The organism is Rhodococcus sp. AG1013 (assembly GCF_003350365.1).
GTDB lineage: Bacteria > Actinomycetota > Actinomycetes > Mycobacteriales > Mycobacteriaceae > Prescottella.
Map to the genome: position 1 here is coordinate 181000 of NZ_QQAT01000005.1, position 16208 is coordinate 197207.

General features: G+C 69.6%; 14 protein-coding genes, 1 tRNA gene and 1 pseudogene. 4 read left to right on the top strand and 12 right to left on the bottom strand.

What is annotated here, in order from left to right; all coding sequences use genetic code 11:
* Window positions 1-80: 80 nt before the first annotated feature.
* Window positions 81-344 (bottom strand): cell division protein CrgA, encoded by a 264-nt coding sequence (gene crgA, locus DEU38_RS09410; RefSeq protein WP_114720478.1) that lies wholly within the window; start codon window positions 342-344, stop codon window positions 81-83.
* Window positions 345-537: 193 nt separating this feature from the next.
* On the opposite strand from crgA, the gene DEU38_RS09415 reads away from it, so the two are divergent.
* Both DEU38_RS09415 and DEU38_RS09420 read left to right on the top strand, forming a co-directional pair.
* A complete protein-coding gene (locus tag DEU38_RS09415) occupies window positions 538-1302 on the top strand; it encodes a DUF881 domain-containing protein (protein WP_114720315.1) in 765 nt (254 codons plus the stop codon).
* 34 nt (window positions 1303-1336) lie between these two features.
* On the top strand, window positions 1337-2002 hold the full coding sequence (locus DEU38_RS09420; protein WP_114720317.1) for an aminodeoxychorismate/anthranilate synthase component II: 666 nt from the start codon (window positions 1337-1339) through the stop codon (window positions 2000-2002).
* Window positions 2003-2026: 24 nt separating this feature from the next.
* Here the strand turns inward: DEU38_RS09420 and pknB are convergent, their stop codons facing one another.
* The 7 genes from pknB to DEU38_RS09455 all read right to left on the bottom strand — a co-directional run bounded on the left by pknB (window position 2027) and on the right by DEU38_RS09455 (window position 11626).
* Window positions 2027-3961 (bottom strand): Stk1 family PASTA domain-containing Ser/Thr kinase, encoded by a 1935-nt coding sequence (gene pknB / locus DEU38_RS09425; RefSeq protein WP_114720319.1) that lies wholly within the window; start codon window positions 3959-3961, stop codon window positions 2027-2029.
* On the bottom strand, window positions 3958-5334 hold the full coding sequence (locus DEU38_RS09430; protein WP_114720321.1) for a serine/threonine-protein kinase: 1377 nt from the start codon (window positions 5332-5334) through the stop codon (window positions 3958-3960). The genes pknB and DEU38_RS09430 overlap by 4 nt, the downstream gene beginning before the upstream one ends.
* Window positions 5335-5337: 3 nt before the next feature.
* Window positions 5338-6825, bottom strand: a complete 1488-nt coding sequence (locus tag DEU38_RS09435; protein ID WP_114720323.1) for a penicillin-binding protein 2 — start codon at window positions 6823-6825, stop codon at window positions 5338-5340.
* A complete protein-coding gene (locus DEU38_RS09440; RefSeq protein WP_114720325.1) occupies window positions 6822-8264 on the bottom strand; it encodes an FtsW/RodA/SpoVE family cell cycle protein in 1443 nt (480 codons plus the stop codon). The genes DEU38_RS09435 and DEU38_RS09440 overlap by 4 nt, the downstream gene beginning before the upstream one ends.
* Window positions 8264-9709, bottom strand: a complete 1446-nt coding sequence (locus tag DEU38_RS09445) for a PP2C family serine/threonine-protein phosphatase (protein ID WP_114720327.1) — start codon at window positions 9707-9709, stop codon at window positions 8264-8266. The genes DEU38_RS09440 and DEU38_RS09445 overlap by 1 nt, the downstream gene beginning before the upstream one ends.
* Complete coding sequence (locus DEU38_RS09450; protein WP_114720329.1) at window positions 9706-10173, bottom strand: FHA domain-containing protein; 468 nt, start codon at window positions 10171-10173, stop codon at window positions 9706-9708. The genes DEU38_RS09445 and DEU38_RS09450 overlap by 4 nt, the downstream gene beginning before the upstream one ends.
* 163 nt (window positions 10174-10336) lie before the next feature.
* Complete coding sequence (locus DEU38_RS09455; RefSeq protein ID WP_114720331.1) at window positions 10337-11626, bottom strand: FhaA domain-containing protein; 1290 nt, start codon at window positions 11624-11626, stop codon at window positions 10337-10339.
* 195 nt (window positions 11627-11821) lie between these two features.
* Here DEU38_RS09455 and DEU38_RS09460 point away from each other — a divergent pair.
* Window positions 11822-11904, top strand: a tRNA-Leu gene (locus DEU38_RS09460).
* A 762-nt stretch (window positions 11905-12666) separates the two neighbouring features.
* Entirely contained in the window at window positions 12667-13155 is a 489-nt protein-coding gene (locus DEU38_RS09470) for an FBP domain-containing protein (RefSeq protein ID WP_114720333.1), read from the top strand.
* Between the two features lie 70 nt (window positions 13156-13225).
* On the opposite strand, the pseudogene DEU38_RS29090 reads toward DEU38_RS09470, so the two are convergent.
* From DEU38_RS29090 to DEU38_RS09485, 4 genes and pseudogenes are all read right to left on the bottom strand, one after another.
* Window positions 13226-13366, bottom strand: a pseudogene (locus tag DEU38_RS29090) (DNA alkylation repair protein); the annotation flags it as partial.
* A complete protein-coding gene (locus tag DEU38_RS28360; protein ID WP_181818718.1) occupies window positions 13321-13914 on the bottom strand; it encodes a hypothetical protein in 594 nt (197 codons plus the stop codon). The pseudogene DEU38_RS29090 and the gene DEU38_RS28360, both read right to left, overlap by 46 nt.
* A gap of 55 nt (window positions 13915-13969) precedes the next feature.
* A complete protein-coding gene (locus DEU38_RS09480; RefSeq protein WP_114720335.1) occupies window positions 13970-14707 on the bottom strand; it encodes an IclR family transcriptional regulator in 738 nt (245 codons plus the stop codon).
* On the bottom strand, window positions 14707-16194 hold the full coding sequence (locus DEU38_RS09485; protein WP_114720336.1) for an APC family permease: 1488 nt from the start codon (window positions 16192-16194) through the stop codon (window positions 14707-14709). The genes DEU38_RS09480 and DEU38_RS09485 overlap by 1 nt, the downstream gene beginning before the upstream one ends.
* Between the last annotated feature and the right edge of the window lie 14 nt (window positions 16195-16208).

The window sequence follows — 16208 nt, forward strand, 5'->3', positions numbered from 1 at the left end:
GGTTATCCACACTGGGGATGAATAACACGCGTGTAATTGACTGCCTGGGGATAACTCGGTCGCTGAAACAGACCGGCAGGTCAACGCCATCTCATCGTCATGATCAGGCCCACGACCATGAAGCCGAAGCCGATGAGGAAGTTGTAGGCCCCCAAGTTGTTCATCCATGTGAGGTTTTCGCCCGCGAGGTAGTACACAATCAGCCAGGCCAGTCCGACCAGCATGAATCCGAGCATCACCGACACGTACAGCGCGCTCGACGGCCCGGCCTTCACCTTCACCGGGGTGCGGTTCGCGGGATTGATCGTGTAGTCGGTCTTCTTCCGGACCTTCGACTTCGGCATGACTTCCTTATTCGTGTGGATGGGCCCAGCGGGCTCGGGGCGGATCGGTCGCGCGGCGAGCGCGGTGCCCGGATCGGTCCGGGCCGACAAGGTACATTCGGCAGTACCTGTTGTGTAATACACGCTAACTCAAACAAGCACAGCCAGGACCGGTCGCGCACCGAATCGTCCGTGGTGGGAGTGGTGGTCGAGGGTGCCGGACGTGGAGGAGGAGCCGCAGGGCAACCGCCCGCGGTTCGGCTTCTGGCCGATTGCCGTCCTCGTGGTCTGCCTGGTCGCGGGGCTACTGCTGGCGACCACGCGGCAAGTCTCGCACGGCAACGAAATCCGCGCCGCCGATTCGACCCGTTTGTCCGACCTCGTGCGCCGTGCCCAGACCGAGGCGGACGCCGCCGCCCGCACCCGTGACGAGCTGGCCGCGCAGGTACAGGACCTGCAGGAGAATGCGGCCGGCACCGACACCCGAGTCGCCGAGGCGCTGGACCAGAGCCGCGCGCTTGCCTCCGCGGCCGGGCTGACCGCCCTCACCGGGCCCGGTGTCGTCGTCACCCTCACCGACGCCCCCCGCGACGCCGACGGCAAATACCCGGCCGGGGCGTCGCCCGACGACCTCGTGGTCCACCAACAGGATGTGCAGAGCGTGCTCAACGCGCTGTGGACAGGTGGCGCCGAGGCGATCGCGATGCAGGACCAGCGGATCGTGAACACATCGGCGCCGCGGTGCATCGGGAACACGCTGCTGCTGCACGGGCGCACGTACAGCCCGCCGTACGTGGTGACCGCGATCGGCGACCCGGCCCGGCTCGCCGCGACCCTCGCGAACGAGCCCGGCATCAAGACGTTCAAGCAGTACGCCGTCCGCTACGGCCTGGGATACACCCAGCAGGAATCCGGCCACCTGACGGTTCCCGCATACACCGGGCAGCTGCACACCGAGTACGCGCAGCCTGTCGCGTAGCAACCGCCCGATCCCGCGCATTACTCTTCTTCCCATGCGCATTCTGGTCGTCGACAACTACGACAGCTTCGTGTTCAACCTGGTCCAGTACCTGGGTCAGCTCGGGACGCAGGCCGAAGTGTGGCGCAACGACGACCCCCGGCTGACCGGGGACGACGCGATCGCGGCCGCCGCCGCCGACTTCGACGGCATCCTGCTCAGCCCCGGCCCCGGCACCCCGCAGCGGGCCGGCGCGACGATGCCGCTGGTAGGAGCCTGCGCCTCCGCGCAGACACCGCTGCTGGGCGTGTGCCTCGGGCACCAGGCGATCGGCGCGGCATTCGGCGCCACGGTCGACCGAGCGCCCGAACTGCTGCACGGCAAGACCAGCATCGTCCACCACAACGGCGGCGGTGTCCTCGCCGGCCTGCCCGACCCGTTCACCGCCACCCGCTACCACTCGCTGACCGTGGTCGAGGACACCATCCCCGCCGAACTGGAGGTCACCGCGCACACCGACAGCGGCATCGTGATGGCGATGCGGCACCGCGAGCTGCCCATCCACGGCGTCCAGTTCCATCCGGAGTCGGTGCTGACGCAGGGCGGGCACCGGATGCTCGCGAACTGGCTCGGCGTGTGCGGTCAGGCACCGGCCGAGACGCTGGTCGCGACGCTCGAGGACGAGGTCGCCCGGTCGCTGGGGGACGCGCTCACGCGCTGACCGCCCAGCGACCGTTCCGGTCGACTAGCGGGGAATCCCGAACTCGCCGACGCCCACCGACAGCGGCGCGTCCTTGGCGACGTCGCTGCCCGGGGGCTGCGACTGGGTGAGGATCTTGCCCACCAGATCGGTGTCGAGCGTCTGCTGCTTGGTCTGCGACAGCTGATTCGACGACCCGGTCCAGCCGGCCTTGCGCAGCGCTTCCAGCGCCTGCGAGATCGTCATCTCGGTCAGGCTCGGCATCGTGAACAGCTTGCCGTTGGAGACGCGGACGGTGATCGTGTCGCCCTTCGCGGCGCTCGATCCGCCGGACGGGGACGAGGAGATCACCTGGCCCTCGGGCTTGCCCGAGTCCACCTTCTCGACCTCGACCTTGAAGCCCGCGCCCTCGATGTTGGGCTGCGCCACGTCGATCGTCTGGCCCACGACGTTCGGCACCCGCACCTGCTCGGGGCCCGAGCCGAGGACGACCACGACGGTGGAGTCCAGGTTGGTCTTCGCTCCGGCCGACGGCTCCTGGCCGACGACCATGTCCAGCTGACTCGGGTCGGACGGCGCGCGCTCGACCGTGTCGTCGAGGCGCAGACCGGCCGCGTTGAGCGCCTGAATCGCCTCGTCCTGCGTCAGACCGGCCAGTTTGGGCACCTGTACCTGCTCGGGGCCCGACGACACCACCAGCGTGACGGTGCTGTTCTCGTCCACCGAACTGCCCGACGTCGGATTGGTTCCGATGACATTGCCGTTCGCGACCACCGCGTCGGGCCGGGACTGGATGGTGGTGTCGAGGTTGACGGTGCGCAGCTTGGCCTCGGCCTCCTGCGCGCTCAGCCCCGCGACGGTCGGCACCGTGACCTTCGTCGGCGTCGACAACAGCGAGAAGGTGAACACGCCGATGATGCCGACGACGACGAGTGCCGCGAGCGCGACCAGCACGTTGCGGGTGGTGTTGCGCTTCTTCACGGGGGGCGCCGACGCCGGGATCGCGGCCGGAGCGGCGGTGGCCGTGGCCGTCCGCGCCGGCTCGGCCTGGTATCCCGCTCCGGTGCCCGCGCCGCCGTCCACGGCGCCGAACATCGTGGTCCGGTCCTCGTCGGTCAGCACCATCGGGGCGCTCGGACGCTGACCGCCCAGCACCCGCACCAGGTCGCTGCGCATCTCCGCGGCGCTCTGGTACCGGTTGGCGGGATTCTTGGCCATCGCCTTGAGGATCACCGAGTCCATCGCGCGCGGCACCGCGGGATTGACCAGCGATGGCAGCTTGGGATCCTCCCGCACGTGCTGGTACGCGACGGCGACCGGCGAATCACCCTTGAACGGGGGCTCACCGGTGAGGACCTCGAACAGCACACAGCCCAGCGAGTAGACGTCCGAGCGGGCGTCCACCTGATCGCCGCGGGCCTGCTCGGGCGACAGGTACTGCGCGGTACCGATCACGGCCGCGGTCTGCGTCATCGGGCTCGAGCTGTCCGCGATGGCGCGCGCGATGCCGAAGTCCATCACCTTCACCGCGCCTGCGCGGTTGATCATGATGTTCGCCGGCTTGATGTCGCGGTGCACGATGCCGTTGCGGTGACTGAAGTCCAGGGCCGCGCACACGTCGGCGATGATCTCCATCGCCCGACGCGGCTGCAGCGGACCCTCGGTGCGGATGAGGTCGCGCAGGGTGTCGCCGTCGACGTACTCCATGACGATGTACGGCAGCGGCCCGGCGTCCGTCTCGGCCTCGCCGGTGTCGTACACCGCGACGATCGCCGGATGGTTCAGCGCGGCCGCGTTCTGCGCTTCGCGGCGGAACCGCAGGTAGAACGTGGGGTCGCGGGCGAGGTCGGCGCGCAGCACCTTGATCGCGACATCCCGGCTCAGACGCAGGTCCCGTCCGAGATGCACCTCGGACATCCCGCCGAACCCGAGAATCTCGCCCAGCTCGTACCGGGAGGAGAGATTGCGCGGTGTCGTCATGGCTGTCCTTGTGTGGCCGTGGTGGTGGTGGCCGTCGTGGTGGTGGTTGTGGTCGGTGCCGTCGTGGTGGTGGTCGTCGTCTGCGGCGGTGTGGTGGTCGTCGTAGTCGGCGGCGGTGTCGTCGTCGTGGTTGTGGTCGGCGGCGGCGTTGTCGTGGTGGTCGTCGTGACCGGCGGCGGTGTGGTGGTCGTCGTCCTCGTGGTGGTCGGCGGCGTGGTCCGCGTCGTCGTCGCCGGCGCCTTCGACGTCGATGTCGATGTCACCACCGGCGGGGTCGACGGTTCCTTCGACCCGCCGTCGAAGAACAGCATGCCGAGCGCCGCGAGGGAGGCCAGCGTGAGCAGCGCGCCACCGGCCCACGCGATCGCCTTCTGACCGCTGGTCCAACCGCCGTCCCCGTCCTCCGGGTCCGGGATCTGGCCGGTGTCACCGGTGTAGTTGCGCTGCTGCGTCGGCATCATCGCGGTGGGAGCGGCGACCGGGACCGGGGCCACCACGCTGGTCGCGCCGGTCGGTACCCGACCGGGCGGCGGCGGGCGGCGACCGGCGCGGACGGCGGCCACGGCGTCGGCGAACTCGCCGCCGTTCGAGTACCGGCCCGCCGGATCCTTTGTCAGCGTGATGTCGATCAGCTCGCGGATCGGGGCCGGCAGTTCGGCCGGCATCGGCTCCGGCGGTTCCTGCACATGCTTCATCGCCACCGTCAGGGTGCCGCCGCCACCGAAGGGGCGTCGGCCCGACAGCGCCTCGTAGCCGACCACACCGAGCGAGTACACGTCGCTGGCGGCGGTCGCCTCCTGGCCCAGGGCCTGCTCGGGCGCGATGTACTGCGCGGTGCCCATCACCATGCCGGTGCGGGTGACCGGCGAGGCGTCGACGGCCTTCGCGATGCCGAAGTCGGTGATCTTCACCTGGCCGGTGGGGGTGATCAGGATGTTGCCGGGCTTGACGTCGCGGTGCACGACGCCCGCCGAATGCGCGACCTGCAGCGCGCGTCCGGTCTGCTCGAGCATGTCCAGGGCATGCGGAATCGACAGCCGACCGACGCGCGCGAGTACCGCGTTGAGCGGCTCACCCGCGACCAGTTCCATCACCAGGTACGCCAGGTTGGCGCCGGCCTCGTCACGGGTCTCGCCGTAGTCGTACACGCCGGCGATGCCCGGATGGTTGAGCTGCGCGGTGGTGCGGGCCTCGATGCGGAACCGCTCGAGGAACTCGGGGTCGGACGAGAACTCGGCCTTGAGTACCTTCACCGCGACCCGACGGTCGAGGCGGCTGTCGGTGGCCTCCCACACCTGACCCATGCCGCCGGTCGCTATCAGCCGTTGCAGGCGGTAGCGCCCGCCGATCACCGATCCGTTCGTCAACGACATGGCTCAACCCCTCTGCAATCCGGCCGCGATGACGGCCCGCCCGATCGGCGCCGCGACCGATCCGCCGGTCGCGGCGAGCGCGCGGTCGCCGCCGTCCTCGACGATGACCGCGATCGCGACGGTCGGGTTCTGTGCCGGCGCGAACCCGATGTACCAGGCGTGCGGCGGGGTGTTGCGCGGATCGTTGCCGTGCTCGGCGGTGCCCGTCTTGGAGGCGATCTGGACGCCCGGGATCTTCCCGCCGCCGGCCGTGTTGTTCTCGGAGCCGATCATCAGCTGCGTCAGCGTCACCGCCACCTCGGGCGACACGGCCCGGCCCAGCGACTTCGGCGACGTGGTCGCCAGGTTCGACAGGTCCGGTCCCTGCAGCTGCGACACCAGGTGCGACTCCATCCGCATGCCCCCGTTGGCGATGGTGGCCGCGATCTCCGCGTTCTGCAACGGAGTGAGCGCGACGTCACGCTGCCCGATGCTGGACTGGCCGAGCGCGGCGTCGTCGGGGATGGGGCCGATGGTGCTGTCCGCCACCGGGATCGGGATGCCCGGAGTGCCCGGTCCGATACCGAACGCCGACGCCTGCTCGGCGAGCGCGTCGGATCCGGTCTTGATGCCGAGCTCGACGAACGCGGTGTTGCACGAGCGGGCGAACGCCTCCCGCAGCGACGCCGTCGGCCCGCCGCCGCACGTGGTGCCGTTGTAGTTCTCGAGCGTGGTCGACGTGCCGGGCAGCGTGATGTTCGGTGCGGCCGTCAGCTGCTCGTCCGGGTTGGCGCCGTTCTCGAGCGCGGCCGCCGTGACCACGACCTTGAACGTCGACCCCGGCGGGTACGTCGCCGACACCGCGCGGTTGAGCATCGGCTTGTCCGGATCGGAGCTGAGCTCGTCCCACGCCGCGGACGTCTCGGCGCCGTCGTGGCCGGAGAGCCGGTTGGGGTCGTAGCTGGGGGTGCTGGCCATCGCGAGGATGTTGCCGGTGCTCGGTTCGATCGCGACGACCGAACCGGTGTAGCCCTTCGCGGTCAGCTCGTCGTACGCGACCTGCTGCATCACCGGGTCGATCGTGCTCACGACGTTGCCGCCGCGCGGATCGCGGCCCGAGACGAGGTCGAAGAACCGCTTGCTGAACAGGCGGTTGTCGGAGCCGTTGAGGACCGGGTCCTCGGCCTTCTCGAGGCCCGCGCTGCCGTACTGCATCGAGTAGAAGCCGGTGACCGGGGCGTTCGCGAGCGGGCTCGACGGCGCCGCCGGGTTCGGCGGATAGGTGCGCAGGTACTTGTAGCGGTCGTCGGTGGGCACCGACGACGCCAGCACCTGCCCGCCGGCGGAGATCTGACCACGCTGGCGCGAGTACTCGTCGAGCAGCACGCGCGAGTTCCGCGGGTCGTTGCGCAGATCGTCGGCCTTGATGACCTGCACGTAGGTGGCGTTGGCGAGCAGCGCGACGACCATCACCATGACGGCCAGCGCGACGCGGCGCAGGGGAGTGTTCATTGGCGACCCAGCATTTCCGTCGGGGCGTCCGCAATGGGTGCGGGCCCCTTCTTCTTGGGGGCTGCGGGGGTGCGGGCCGCGTCGGAGATCTTCATCAGCAGTGCCAGCAGCAGGTAGTTCGCGAGCAGGGACGACCCACCGTACGACATGAACGGTGTGGTGAGACCGGTGAGGGGGATCAGCTTGGTGACGCCGCCGACCACCACGAACAGCTGGATCGCGATCGTGAACGACAGGCCGGCCGCGAGCAGCTTGCCGAAGCTGTCGCGCACCGCGAGCGCGGTCCGCAGCCCGCGGATCACGAGGATCAGGAACAGCATGAGGATCGCGGCCAGGCCGATCAGGCCCAACTCCTCACCGATCGCGGCGATGATGAAGTCGGTCTTGGCGAACGGCACCTGTGACGGGCGTCCGCTGCCCAGACCGGTGCCGGCGACGCCGCCGGTCGCGAGCCCGAACAGCGACTGCGAGATCTGGTAGCCGGTGTTCTGGTAGTCGCCGAGCGGGTCGATCCACGTGTCCACGCGCACCCGGACGTGCCCGAACATCTGGTACGCGAAGAAGAACCCGATGATCAGCAGGACCCCGCCGATCAGCAGCCAGCCGACGCGTTCGGTCGCGATGTAGAGCATCACCAGCACGGTGCCGAAGATCAGCAGCGACGTACCGAGGTCCTTCTCGAACACCATGATGCCGACCGAGACGACCCATGCCACCAGGATCGGGCCGAGGTCGCGGGCGCGGGGCAGGTCCATGCCGAAGAAGTGACGGCCCGCGGTGGTGAACAGATCGCGCTTGGCGACCAGCACCGCCGCGAAGAAGATGATCAGCAGGATCTTCGCGAACTCGCCCGGCTGGATGCTGAAGCCCGGCAGCCGGATCCAGATCTTGGCGCCGTTGACCTCGGAGAAACGCGCCGGCAGCAGCGCCGGGATCGCGAGCAGTACCAGGCCCGCGAGTCCCACCGTGTAGCTGTAGCGGGCGAGGAGTCGGTAGTCCCGCAGCAGGATCAGCACGGCGATGAAACCGCCGAGCGCGAGTGCCGTCCACATCACCTGCTGGTTGGCGTCGGGCGACGGGATCGGCAGCCCTTGGTACACCGCGTTCTCGGCGTCCGCGAGGTCGAGTCGATGGATCAGCACCAGGCCGAGCCCGTTGAGCAGGGCGACGATCGGCAGCAGCAGCGGATCGGCGTACGGCGCGTACCGGCGCACCGCGAGGTGCGCGACGAGGAACATCGCCGCGTAGGCCAGCCCGTACTTGGCCAGGTCCCACGTCAGGGTCTGCTCCTGGCTGGCCTCCACCAACACCAACGACACCGTCGTGACGACGATGGCGCAGCAGATCAGCAGTAGTTCGGTGTTCCGCCGGGTCGACTGGATCGGCGGGGGAGCGAACCCGCCGGGCGGGCTGGGGAACGGAGCGTCGGACGTGGACATCAGCTACCGGTCCTGCAGTTCTGGCCGGGGACCTGTTCGATCGGCGCCGGTGCCGGCTCGGCCGGGGGAGCGGCCGTCGGCGGCGGCGCGCCCTCCGGGGTCGGCGCCGGGGGTGCCGGTTCGCCGGTGGGGGCCGGGGCGGGCGCAGGGGCGGGAGTCGGGGTGGGTGCGGGTGCGGGCTCGGGCGTGCACACCGGCAGCAGATCGCTGGCGGCGAGCCGGCGCATCTGCTCGGTGGCGTCGTCCTTGGTGCCCGACGGCAGACCGGCCCGGACCTGTTCACGCGCGGACGGCTGCAGGTCCTCGACCTTCATCACCCGGCATTCGGTGGGGAGCTGGTCGGGGTCGACGAGCGTGAGGGTGCCGTCGTCCGTGACACAGCCGACGAGCGCGCTCTTCTGCAGTTGGTAGCCGAGGACCGAACCGGGAATCCCGCGCAGCACCGTGACCCGGTCGTCGGAGGCGCCCACGTAGTAGTAGCTGCGGATCATCGTCCGGCCCACGATCAGACCGACCACGACGACCACGATCAACCCGAGGCCGACCAGGGTCCAGCGCAGCTTGTGCGACTTCTTCGGCGGGGCCTCCGGTGCCGGTGCGACGCGCTTGGGGGTGGCGCGCGGCGGGCGCATTGCGGCGGCCCGGCCGGCGGCGGTGTTCGGCGGCGGGGTGTCCTCGTCGTCGTCATCGGAGGCCGCGCCCCCGACGATGGGGTGACTCTGGCCGTAGTCCAGGTCGATGACGTCGGCGACGATGACCGTCACGTTGTCGGGACCGCCGCTCCGCAACGCCAACTCGATGAGGCGATCGGCGCATTCGTCGTTGGTGCCCTCGCGCATCGTGTTCGCGATGGTCTCGTCGCTGACGACGTCGGACAGGCCGTCCGAGCACAGCAGGTACCGGTCGCCGGCGCGGGCCTCGCGCATCGTCAGCGTCGGCTCGATCTCGTTGCCGGTGAGCGCGCGCATGATCAGCGACCGCTGCGGGTGGGTGTGCGCCTGCTCGGCGGTGATGCGGCCCTCGTCGACGAGGGACTGGACGAACGTGTCGTCGCGGGTGATCTGGGTGAGCTGGTCGTCGCGCAGCAGGTAGGCGCGCGAATCGCCGATGTGCACCAGGCCCAGCCTGCTGCCCGCGAACAGGATCGCAGTGAGCGTGGTGCCCATGCCCTCGAGCTCGGGATCCTCCTCGACCTGGTCGGCGATCGTCGCGTTGCCCTCGTGGGTGGCCGCGTCGAGCTTGCCGAGCAGATCCTCGCCGGGCTCGTCGTCGTCGAGGTGGGCCAGCGCGGCGATCATCAGCTGCGACGCGACCTCACCGGCCGCGTGCCCGCCCATGCCGTCGGCGAGCGCGAGCAGCCGGGCACCGGCGTACACGGAGTCTTCGTTGTTGGCGCGGACGAGACCGCGGTCGCTGCGGGCCGCGTAGCGGAGAACCAGGGTCACGGGCGGAGCTCGATCACGGTCTTGCCGACGCGCACCGGCGTACCCAGCGGGACGCGCACCGCGGTGGTGACCTTCGCCCGATCCAAGTAGGTGCCGTTGGTGGAGCCCAGATCCTCGACGTACCAGTCGGCGCCGCGCGGCGACAGGCGCGCGTGGCGGGTGGACGCGTAGTCGTCGGTGAGGACGAGCGTCGAGTCGTCGGCACGGCCGATGAGGACCGGCTGCGTGCCGAGCGTGATGCGGGTGCCCGCGAGGGCACCCTGGGTCACCACGAGATTCTTCGCGACCTTCTGTCGGCCGAGCGACGGCAGCACCGACGCGGTGCGCGTGTACCGGGGCGCTACCCGGCCACCGCCGGCGCCGGCGTAGATGTCACTGCGCAGCGTCTTGATGACGGCCCAGACGAAGAGCCAGAGCAGCAGCAGGAAGCCAGCTCGCGTCAGTTGGAGAATCAGTCCCTGCACTGCTCGACACCTCCTTCGGGGGCACGGCCGCGCGGATGCGCAGCCGGGGCATTTTCAGCTGGCTGCATCATATGTGGAAGCCGCCGGTGGTGATCATGATCTTGCGCCGGGCCCGGTGTCCCGAGCCGCGGCGCGCGCTGTTGGTACGAGGTGTCCTAGGTGGTCAGAGGATACGCACCAGGATTTCGGAGTGTCCGGCGCGAATCACGTCACCGTCGGCGAGCTGCCAGTCCTGGATGGGCGCGCCGTTGACGGTGGTGCCGTTGGTGGAGCCCAGATCCGCCAGCATCGCGACCTGGCCGTTCCAGCGGACGTCGAGATGGCGCCGGGACACGCCGGTGTCGGGAAGGCGGAACTGCGCGTCCTGCCCGCGTCCGACGATGTTGCTGCCCTCGCGGAGCTGGTAGAAGCGCCCGCTGCCGTCCTCGAGCTGCAGGGTCGCGGTGAGCGTGCGCCCGGCCTCGGGGGCGTAGCCGGCCTGGTAGCCCTGGTCGTACCCCTGCTGGCCGTAGGCCTGGTTGTAGCCGGCCTGCTCGTAGCCGCCCTGGTAGCCCTGGTCGTACCCCTGCTGGCTGTACCCCTGCTGGTCGTAGCCGCCCTGATAGTCCTGCTCGTATCCCTGGTTCTGGTAGCCCTGGTCGTAGCCGGGCTGGTTGTAGTCCTGGTGGTAGCCGGGGTACTGGCCCGGGTACGGCTGCTGCGCGTCGTACTGCTGCTGGTAGTCCTGCTGGTAGCCGCCCTGGTCGTAGCCGCCCTGCTGCGGATAGCCCGCGTTCTGCGGATAGCCGGCGTCCTGCGGGTAGCCGCCCTGCGGTGCGGCCCCGTACGCCTGCTGGCCGTAGCCCTGCTGGTAGTCCTGCTGGTACTCGGCGGCCGGTGCCGTCTGCTGATCCTGTCCGGGGTGCGCGCTGCCGTTGTGCGGGTACTCGCGGTCCTGGCCGCGGTCGTCCCTGGGCTCGCGGCCGGGCTCGTAACCGGAGTTCTGCGTCATGGGGCCTGCTCCTGGGGTCGGTGATACGGGTACGGGGGCGCGTCCTGCCCGAGGGTCGGGCCCGGATCCGGCGGCCTTGCCGCGGCGTGCATCCGGATCGACCGATCCCATCGTGCGGAACTGCCCGGTGTGCAGTGTCGGTGACGCCTCGAAACGGACGTCGATGTCACCGTAGGTCTGCCACCCCTGTTCGCGGATGTATCCCTCGAGGTGTCGCGCAAAAGATTTCACAGTCAGCTCGTGATCCGACGCCAGCTTCTCGTGATCGGACTCGTTGATGGTGATCACGTAACTGTTCGGGGCCAGGTAGTGGCCGCCGTCGAGCTGCTGGACGCGGTCGGTGGCCTCGCGCTGCAGCGCGGCTTCCACTTCCTGAGGTACGACGCCACCGCCGAAGACGCGCGCGAAGGCGTCTCCGACGGCCCCCTGAAGCTTGCGCTCGAAACGTTGAACGATCCCCACGGCATAACCTTGCTGTTGTTGGTCGCGGTCTGTCTGCGTGTCGCGGCGGCAATACTGCCTGCCACCGCCCCTGCATGATATCCGGACACCCTGTCGGAGGCGGTCCGGTAGCCGACCCGGAACCTCGCTTTTCGCCCCCTACCTGCACGAATCGTCATTTTTGAGGAGTGCATGCTAGTGTTTTCCACGTCGCTCGGGCGAGTGGCGGAATGGCAGACGCGCTGGCTTCAGGTGCCAGTGTCCTTCGGGACGTGGGGGTTCAAGTCCCCCTTCGCCCACAATGAACGAGGTCACGAACTCGAAAGAGTCCGTGGCCTCGTTTTCGTTTCGGGCCACCGGTCGTCGACGTGTTCGCAGAGTTCCCCGATGGGGCTGATCCTGACGTCGCCGTGCGGATCCACCCAGACCGGTTCCGTTCCGTGCAGCCGAGGCACGAGCAGATGGCGACCCAGACTGCGGCTTCACCGAACTCGGCATCCATCGTCAGACCGTGGCCGGCGTTGAAGCCGCTGACACCTCGAACGCCCTGCCAGCCGATCGAGACGTGGTACTCGCTGTCGAGCGAGAAGTCCCAGACGAGACGATCGACGTTCACTTCCCGCCCGTACCGCAGGCATCGGAGATCGCGTGCGACAGCGCCGAGTGCCCGCACCCATGCCCCGGGTGGGTCGAAAGCCGGGTTTCCGTCCGGTTCGGCGGCGCTGTCGTGCATCGGGATGCGCCACACCAGGCTGTCGTGGTTCCACGGACCAGGAAACGGCATGACGTCATCTTTTGCGTGTTCCGGGCGTCCGATGAGCCTCTGCGCCCCATTCCTTCTCTATCGGCGCGGCATTCCGTCGCTTGCGGCGAGGAGTGGGCGCTCAGGCCGACTGCGCAGCGCCCGCGACCACCCGCCCCCGGTCGCGCACGGGCACGGCGAGGCCGAGCGTCCGACGCGGATCTCGTCGATGCCGCGGATAATCGTTTGTTCGTCCCCCGGGCCGGTCGTATCGTGGCGGTGATTAGCTGTCCGAACGATCGAAGGGATAGGTCCTGCTATGGATCCGATCACCGAACGCGACCTCCGCGCATCGTTCGTCAACTGTTCGAAAGGCGACGCGAAGCGCCTGCCCGCGCCGCGTGATCTGGACGGCCGGCCCTGGGACGACCTGGACTTCCTGGGCTGGACCGATCCCGCCTTCCCCGGCCGCGGCTACGTGGTTCTGCCCCGCGCGGACGGCGCGGTCGGCGTCGCGATGCGGTTCGAACCGAACGGCTCCGGCAAGTCGCAGATGTGCGCGATCTGCCTCACCACGCACACCCGTGGCGGTGTCGCGCTCATGACCGCGAACAAGGTGGGCGAGTCGGGGCGGGCGGGGAACTCGGTGGGCATCTACATGTGCATCGACCTGGCCTGCTCGCTCTACGCACGCGGCAGGAAGAAGCCCACGCTCGGCAGTCGGTACCGCGAGGACCTCAGCCCGGAGGAGAAGACGGAACGGGTCCGCGAGAACATCAACGCGTTCGTCGACCGGTTGTACGCCTGACCGACCGCAGACCGGATCAGTCGGGCGCGGCCGTCTGTGAGAGCGGCCGGTCGGCTTCGGGAGGCCGCCGCTACTGGACCTGTTGTCGTCGCACCATCTCGGTGATCCAGATGGGCGCGGACGGGGACGTACAGTTCGGGGGAGTCGGGTAGTTCCCGAGCACCTTCAGGCGGTCACCGATGTCGATCGCGTCGGCCCGGAGCTCGGCGTGACGGGGACACAGCCCGCCCGGCTGCGGCGGGGGAGGACATGCCCGGCCGATCTTGCCGCGAAGAGCAGGCCGACCAGTGCCAGCCCGGTCGCATCGCGGATCCGGTACCGGCGGTTGTCGCTGCACACCCGCTCGAGTTCGCTCCGGGGAATCGGCCGTGATGTCACCACCGGTTCGCCGGACGCCACCACCGTCACGCGCAGTTCGTCCGCAGGCACCGGATTCACCACGGATCCGCAGACGGTCTCCGTCTGACCGACACTGTCTGCAGGAACCGAGTAGGAGGCGAATATCGCTGTCGCGCTGCCGGAAAGCGCCAGAGCGGCGACGACGGCACACGTGAACCCGAACAGATGCCAGTACCTGCTGCGCCGGCGTTCACGCCACCAGACAACGGTGAGCGCGGCGCCGACGGCGGTGGACAGCACCCAATGCCACCACGGGGAAGCGCCGATCAGGAGGTACCCCGACCACGCGACGGCCGCCCAGAAGGCTGCGGTGATCCAACCGGTGGATACGCGTTCCGAGCGGTGTTCCTGGAGCGTCACCACCGCAGTCTCGCAGCTGGGTTGCGGGTTCGGCGCCACTTCGGGCCGCGTCTGCTCAGGTGGTCGCGCCCGCCACCACCCGCCCCGCATAGGCGCGCAGCAACTCCACGAGCTCGTCGTCGTCGACCGCGAGCCGCCCCGTGGGGCCGATGGCGGCGAGGCACCCGACGACGGCGCGCCCCCGGTCGTGCACGGGCACGGCGAGGGCGGAGCGTCCGACGCGGATCTCGTCGACCTCGCGGGCCGGCTCGCCGCGCCGGATCACCGACAGTTCCAGTTCCAACGTGTCCGGGTCGGTGATGGTGCGGGCGGTGACCTTCCGGAGCGGGCCGGACGCCAGGTCGGGTCGCGACGCGAGCATCAGTTTGCCGATCGCGGACGCGTGCGGTGCGTTCACCAGTGTCCGCTCGCCGCTGAGTTCGTGGTCGGGGTCGCGGTCCACCAGGCGCACCCGGCCGGCCGTGTACGACGCGAGGTACACCCCGTACCGCACCTGCGCGCGCAGCTCCTCGAGCACGACGCGGTTGTCGACGGGGGTGGCTTGTTCTGCGGCCCCGGCCAGTTCGCGGGTGCGACGGCCCAGGGCGAACCCGGACAGGTCGGCGATCCGCACGAGGTAGCCGTCGGCGACGAGGAGGTTCAGCAGTCGATAGGCGGTCGCCGGCGGGATGCCGGCCAGGGCCGCGATGTCTTTCGCGGACGCGCCGGAGCCCAGTCGGGCGGCGGCCTCGAGCAGTGCGAGGGCGCGCTGCACCGCACGCGGTTCGTTCCCTCCGAGGTCGCGGACCGCCATCAGCGTCCGCCCCGGCCGACCAGGATCGTCTCCCCGGTCGCGTCGGCGGCGAACAGCCCCGCTCCAGGCAGGACGTCGGCGGTCTCGGCGCTGTCGAATGCACCCATCCGCAGCAGGGCGTCGGGCCGGCGACGACGTAGATGAGAGCGCCACGACAGCCCCGAAGCGAGGATCACGATCACCGCGATCGGCACCACGTACGACGCGTCGATCATGTTGACGTACAACAGGTATCCGAGCACCGCTACCCCGGCGCCGCTGCCGAGCGCGCCGGCGGCGAGCACTCCCGGTGTTTGCTCGCCGATCCGGCTCAGGAACAGGACCGACGCCACCGCCACCACGACGTACGCGACGATGACCGCGCCGCGCACCACCAGCCGCAGGTCCCCGAACACGACACCTGTGCCGAGTATCGCGAACGTCCCGCCGCCGAGCAGGACGACGCCGACCACGAGCGTCAGCGCGACGTCCGGCGTGCGGAAGGAGCGGTGCACGCGGGCACACCACGACGGCAGCACCCGCTCGACGCCGAGCGAATACACCAGGCGCGACGCGGCATTCGACGACGACATCGCCGACGCGAGCCACGAGCAGCACAGTCCGACGTTCAGCACGATCACCACCAGCGGGCTCACTCCGGTCGCGGTGCCGTGCAGGTACGCGTTGACGAGGGTGTCGCTGCGCCCGGTCCACGCCGACCATCCGGCGAGCACGAACAGCGAACCGCAGATCACCGGCGTCAGCAGCACGGTGCGGGTGACGGTCACCAGCGGTCGGCGGGCCTCGGGACCGAAGAAGGCGGCGCTCTCGAATCCGGCGAGCGCGAACAGTGCCGCGAGCATCAGCGCGAGCATCCCGTGCCCCGACGTCGGTGGGACGATCGCGACCTGGGAGGCGCTGTCGCCGAACAGCATCAGGCCCACGATGAATGCGAGTGAACAGGTCTCGATCGCCAGGATGGCGATCGCGGCGAAGCGCACGCTGCGCACCAGGCACAGCAGGATGCACACCGCCAGAACGGGATACACGATCGGTGCCGGTGCCCCGATGCCCGCGAACGCGAACAGCGCGATCACCGCCTGCCCGCCGTGGTAGAGCGTCATCACGGCGCTGCCGACGTACTTGACCAGCATCGCGACCGCCGCGGTGAGGGCGGCCCGTGACCCGGATCCGCGGAAGGCGAAGCTGTGGAGCCCGCCGGCCGCGGCCATGCGCCGGGTGAACTGCGAGAGGCAGAATGCTATGAGGGTGACCGCGACCGTCGCGGCCAGGATCGTGAGCATGCCGCCGAGCAGGTGGCCGTGGGTGAGCATCGTGACCGGCAGTACCACCATCGACACGGCCGGCGCGGTGGTCGCGACCGACTGCGCCAGCACCTCGACGCCCGACAGCTGCCGGCGGCCGAGCGCCCGCATCGGCGACAGCGCAGGCCGCCCGGGTTCACGGACGGTGAACGAGCGCGCGATCGCGTCGGTGAGTGCGGACATAGCGCGTGACGCTA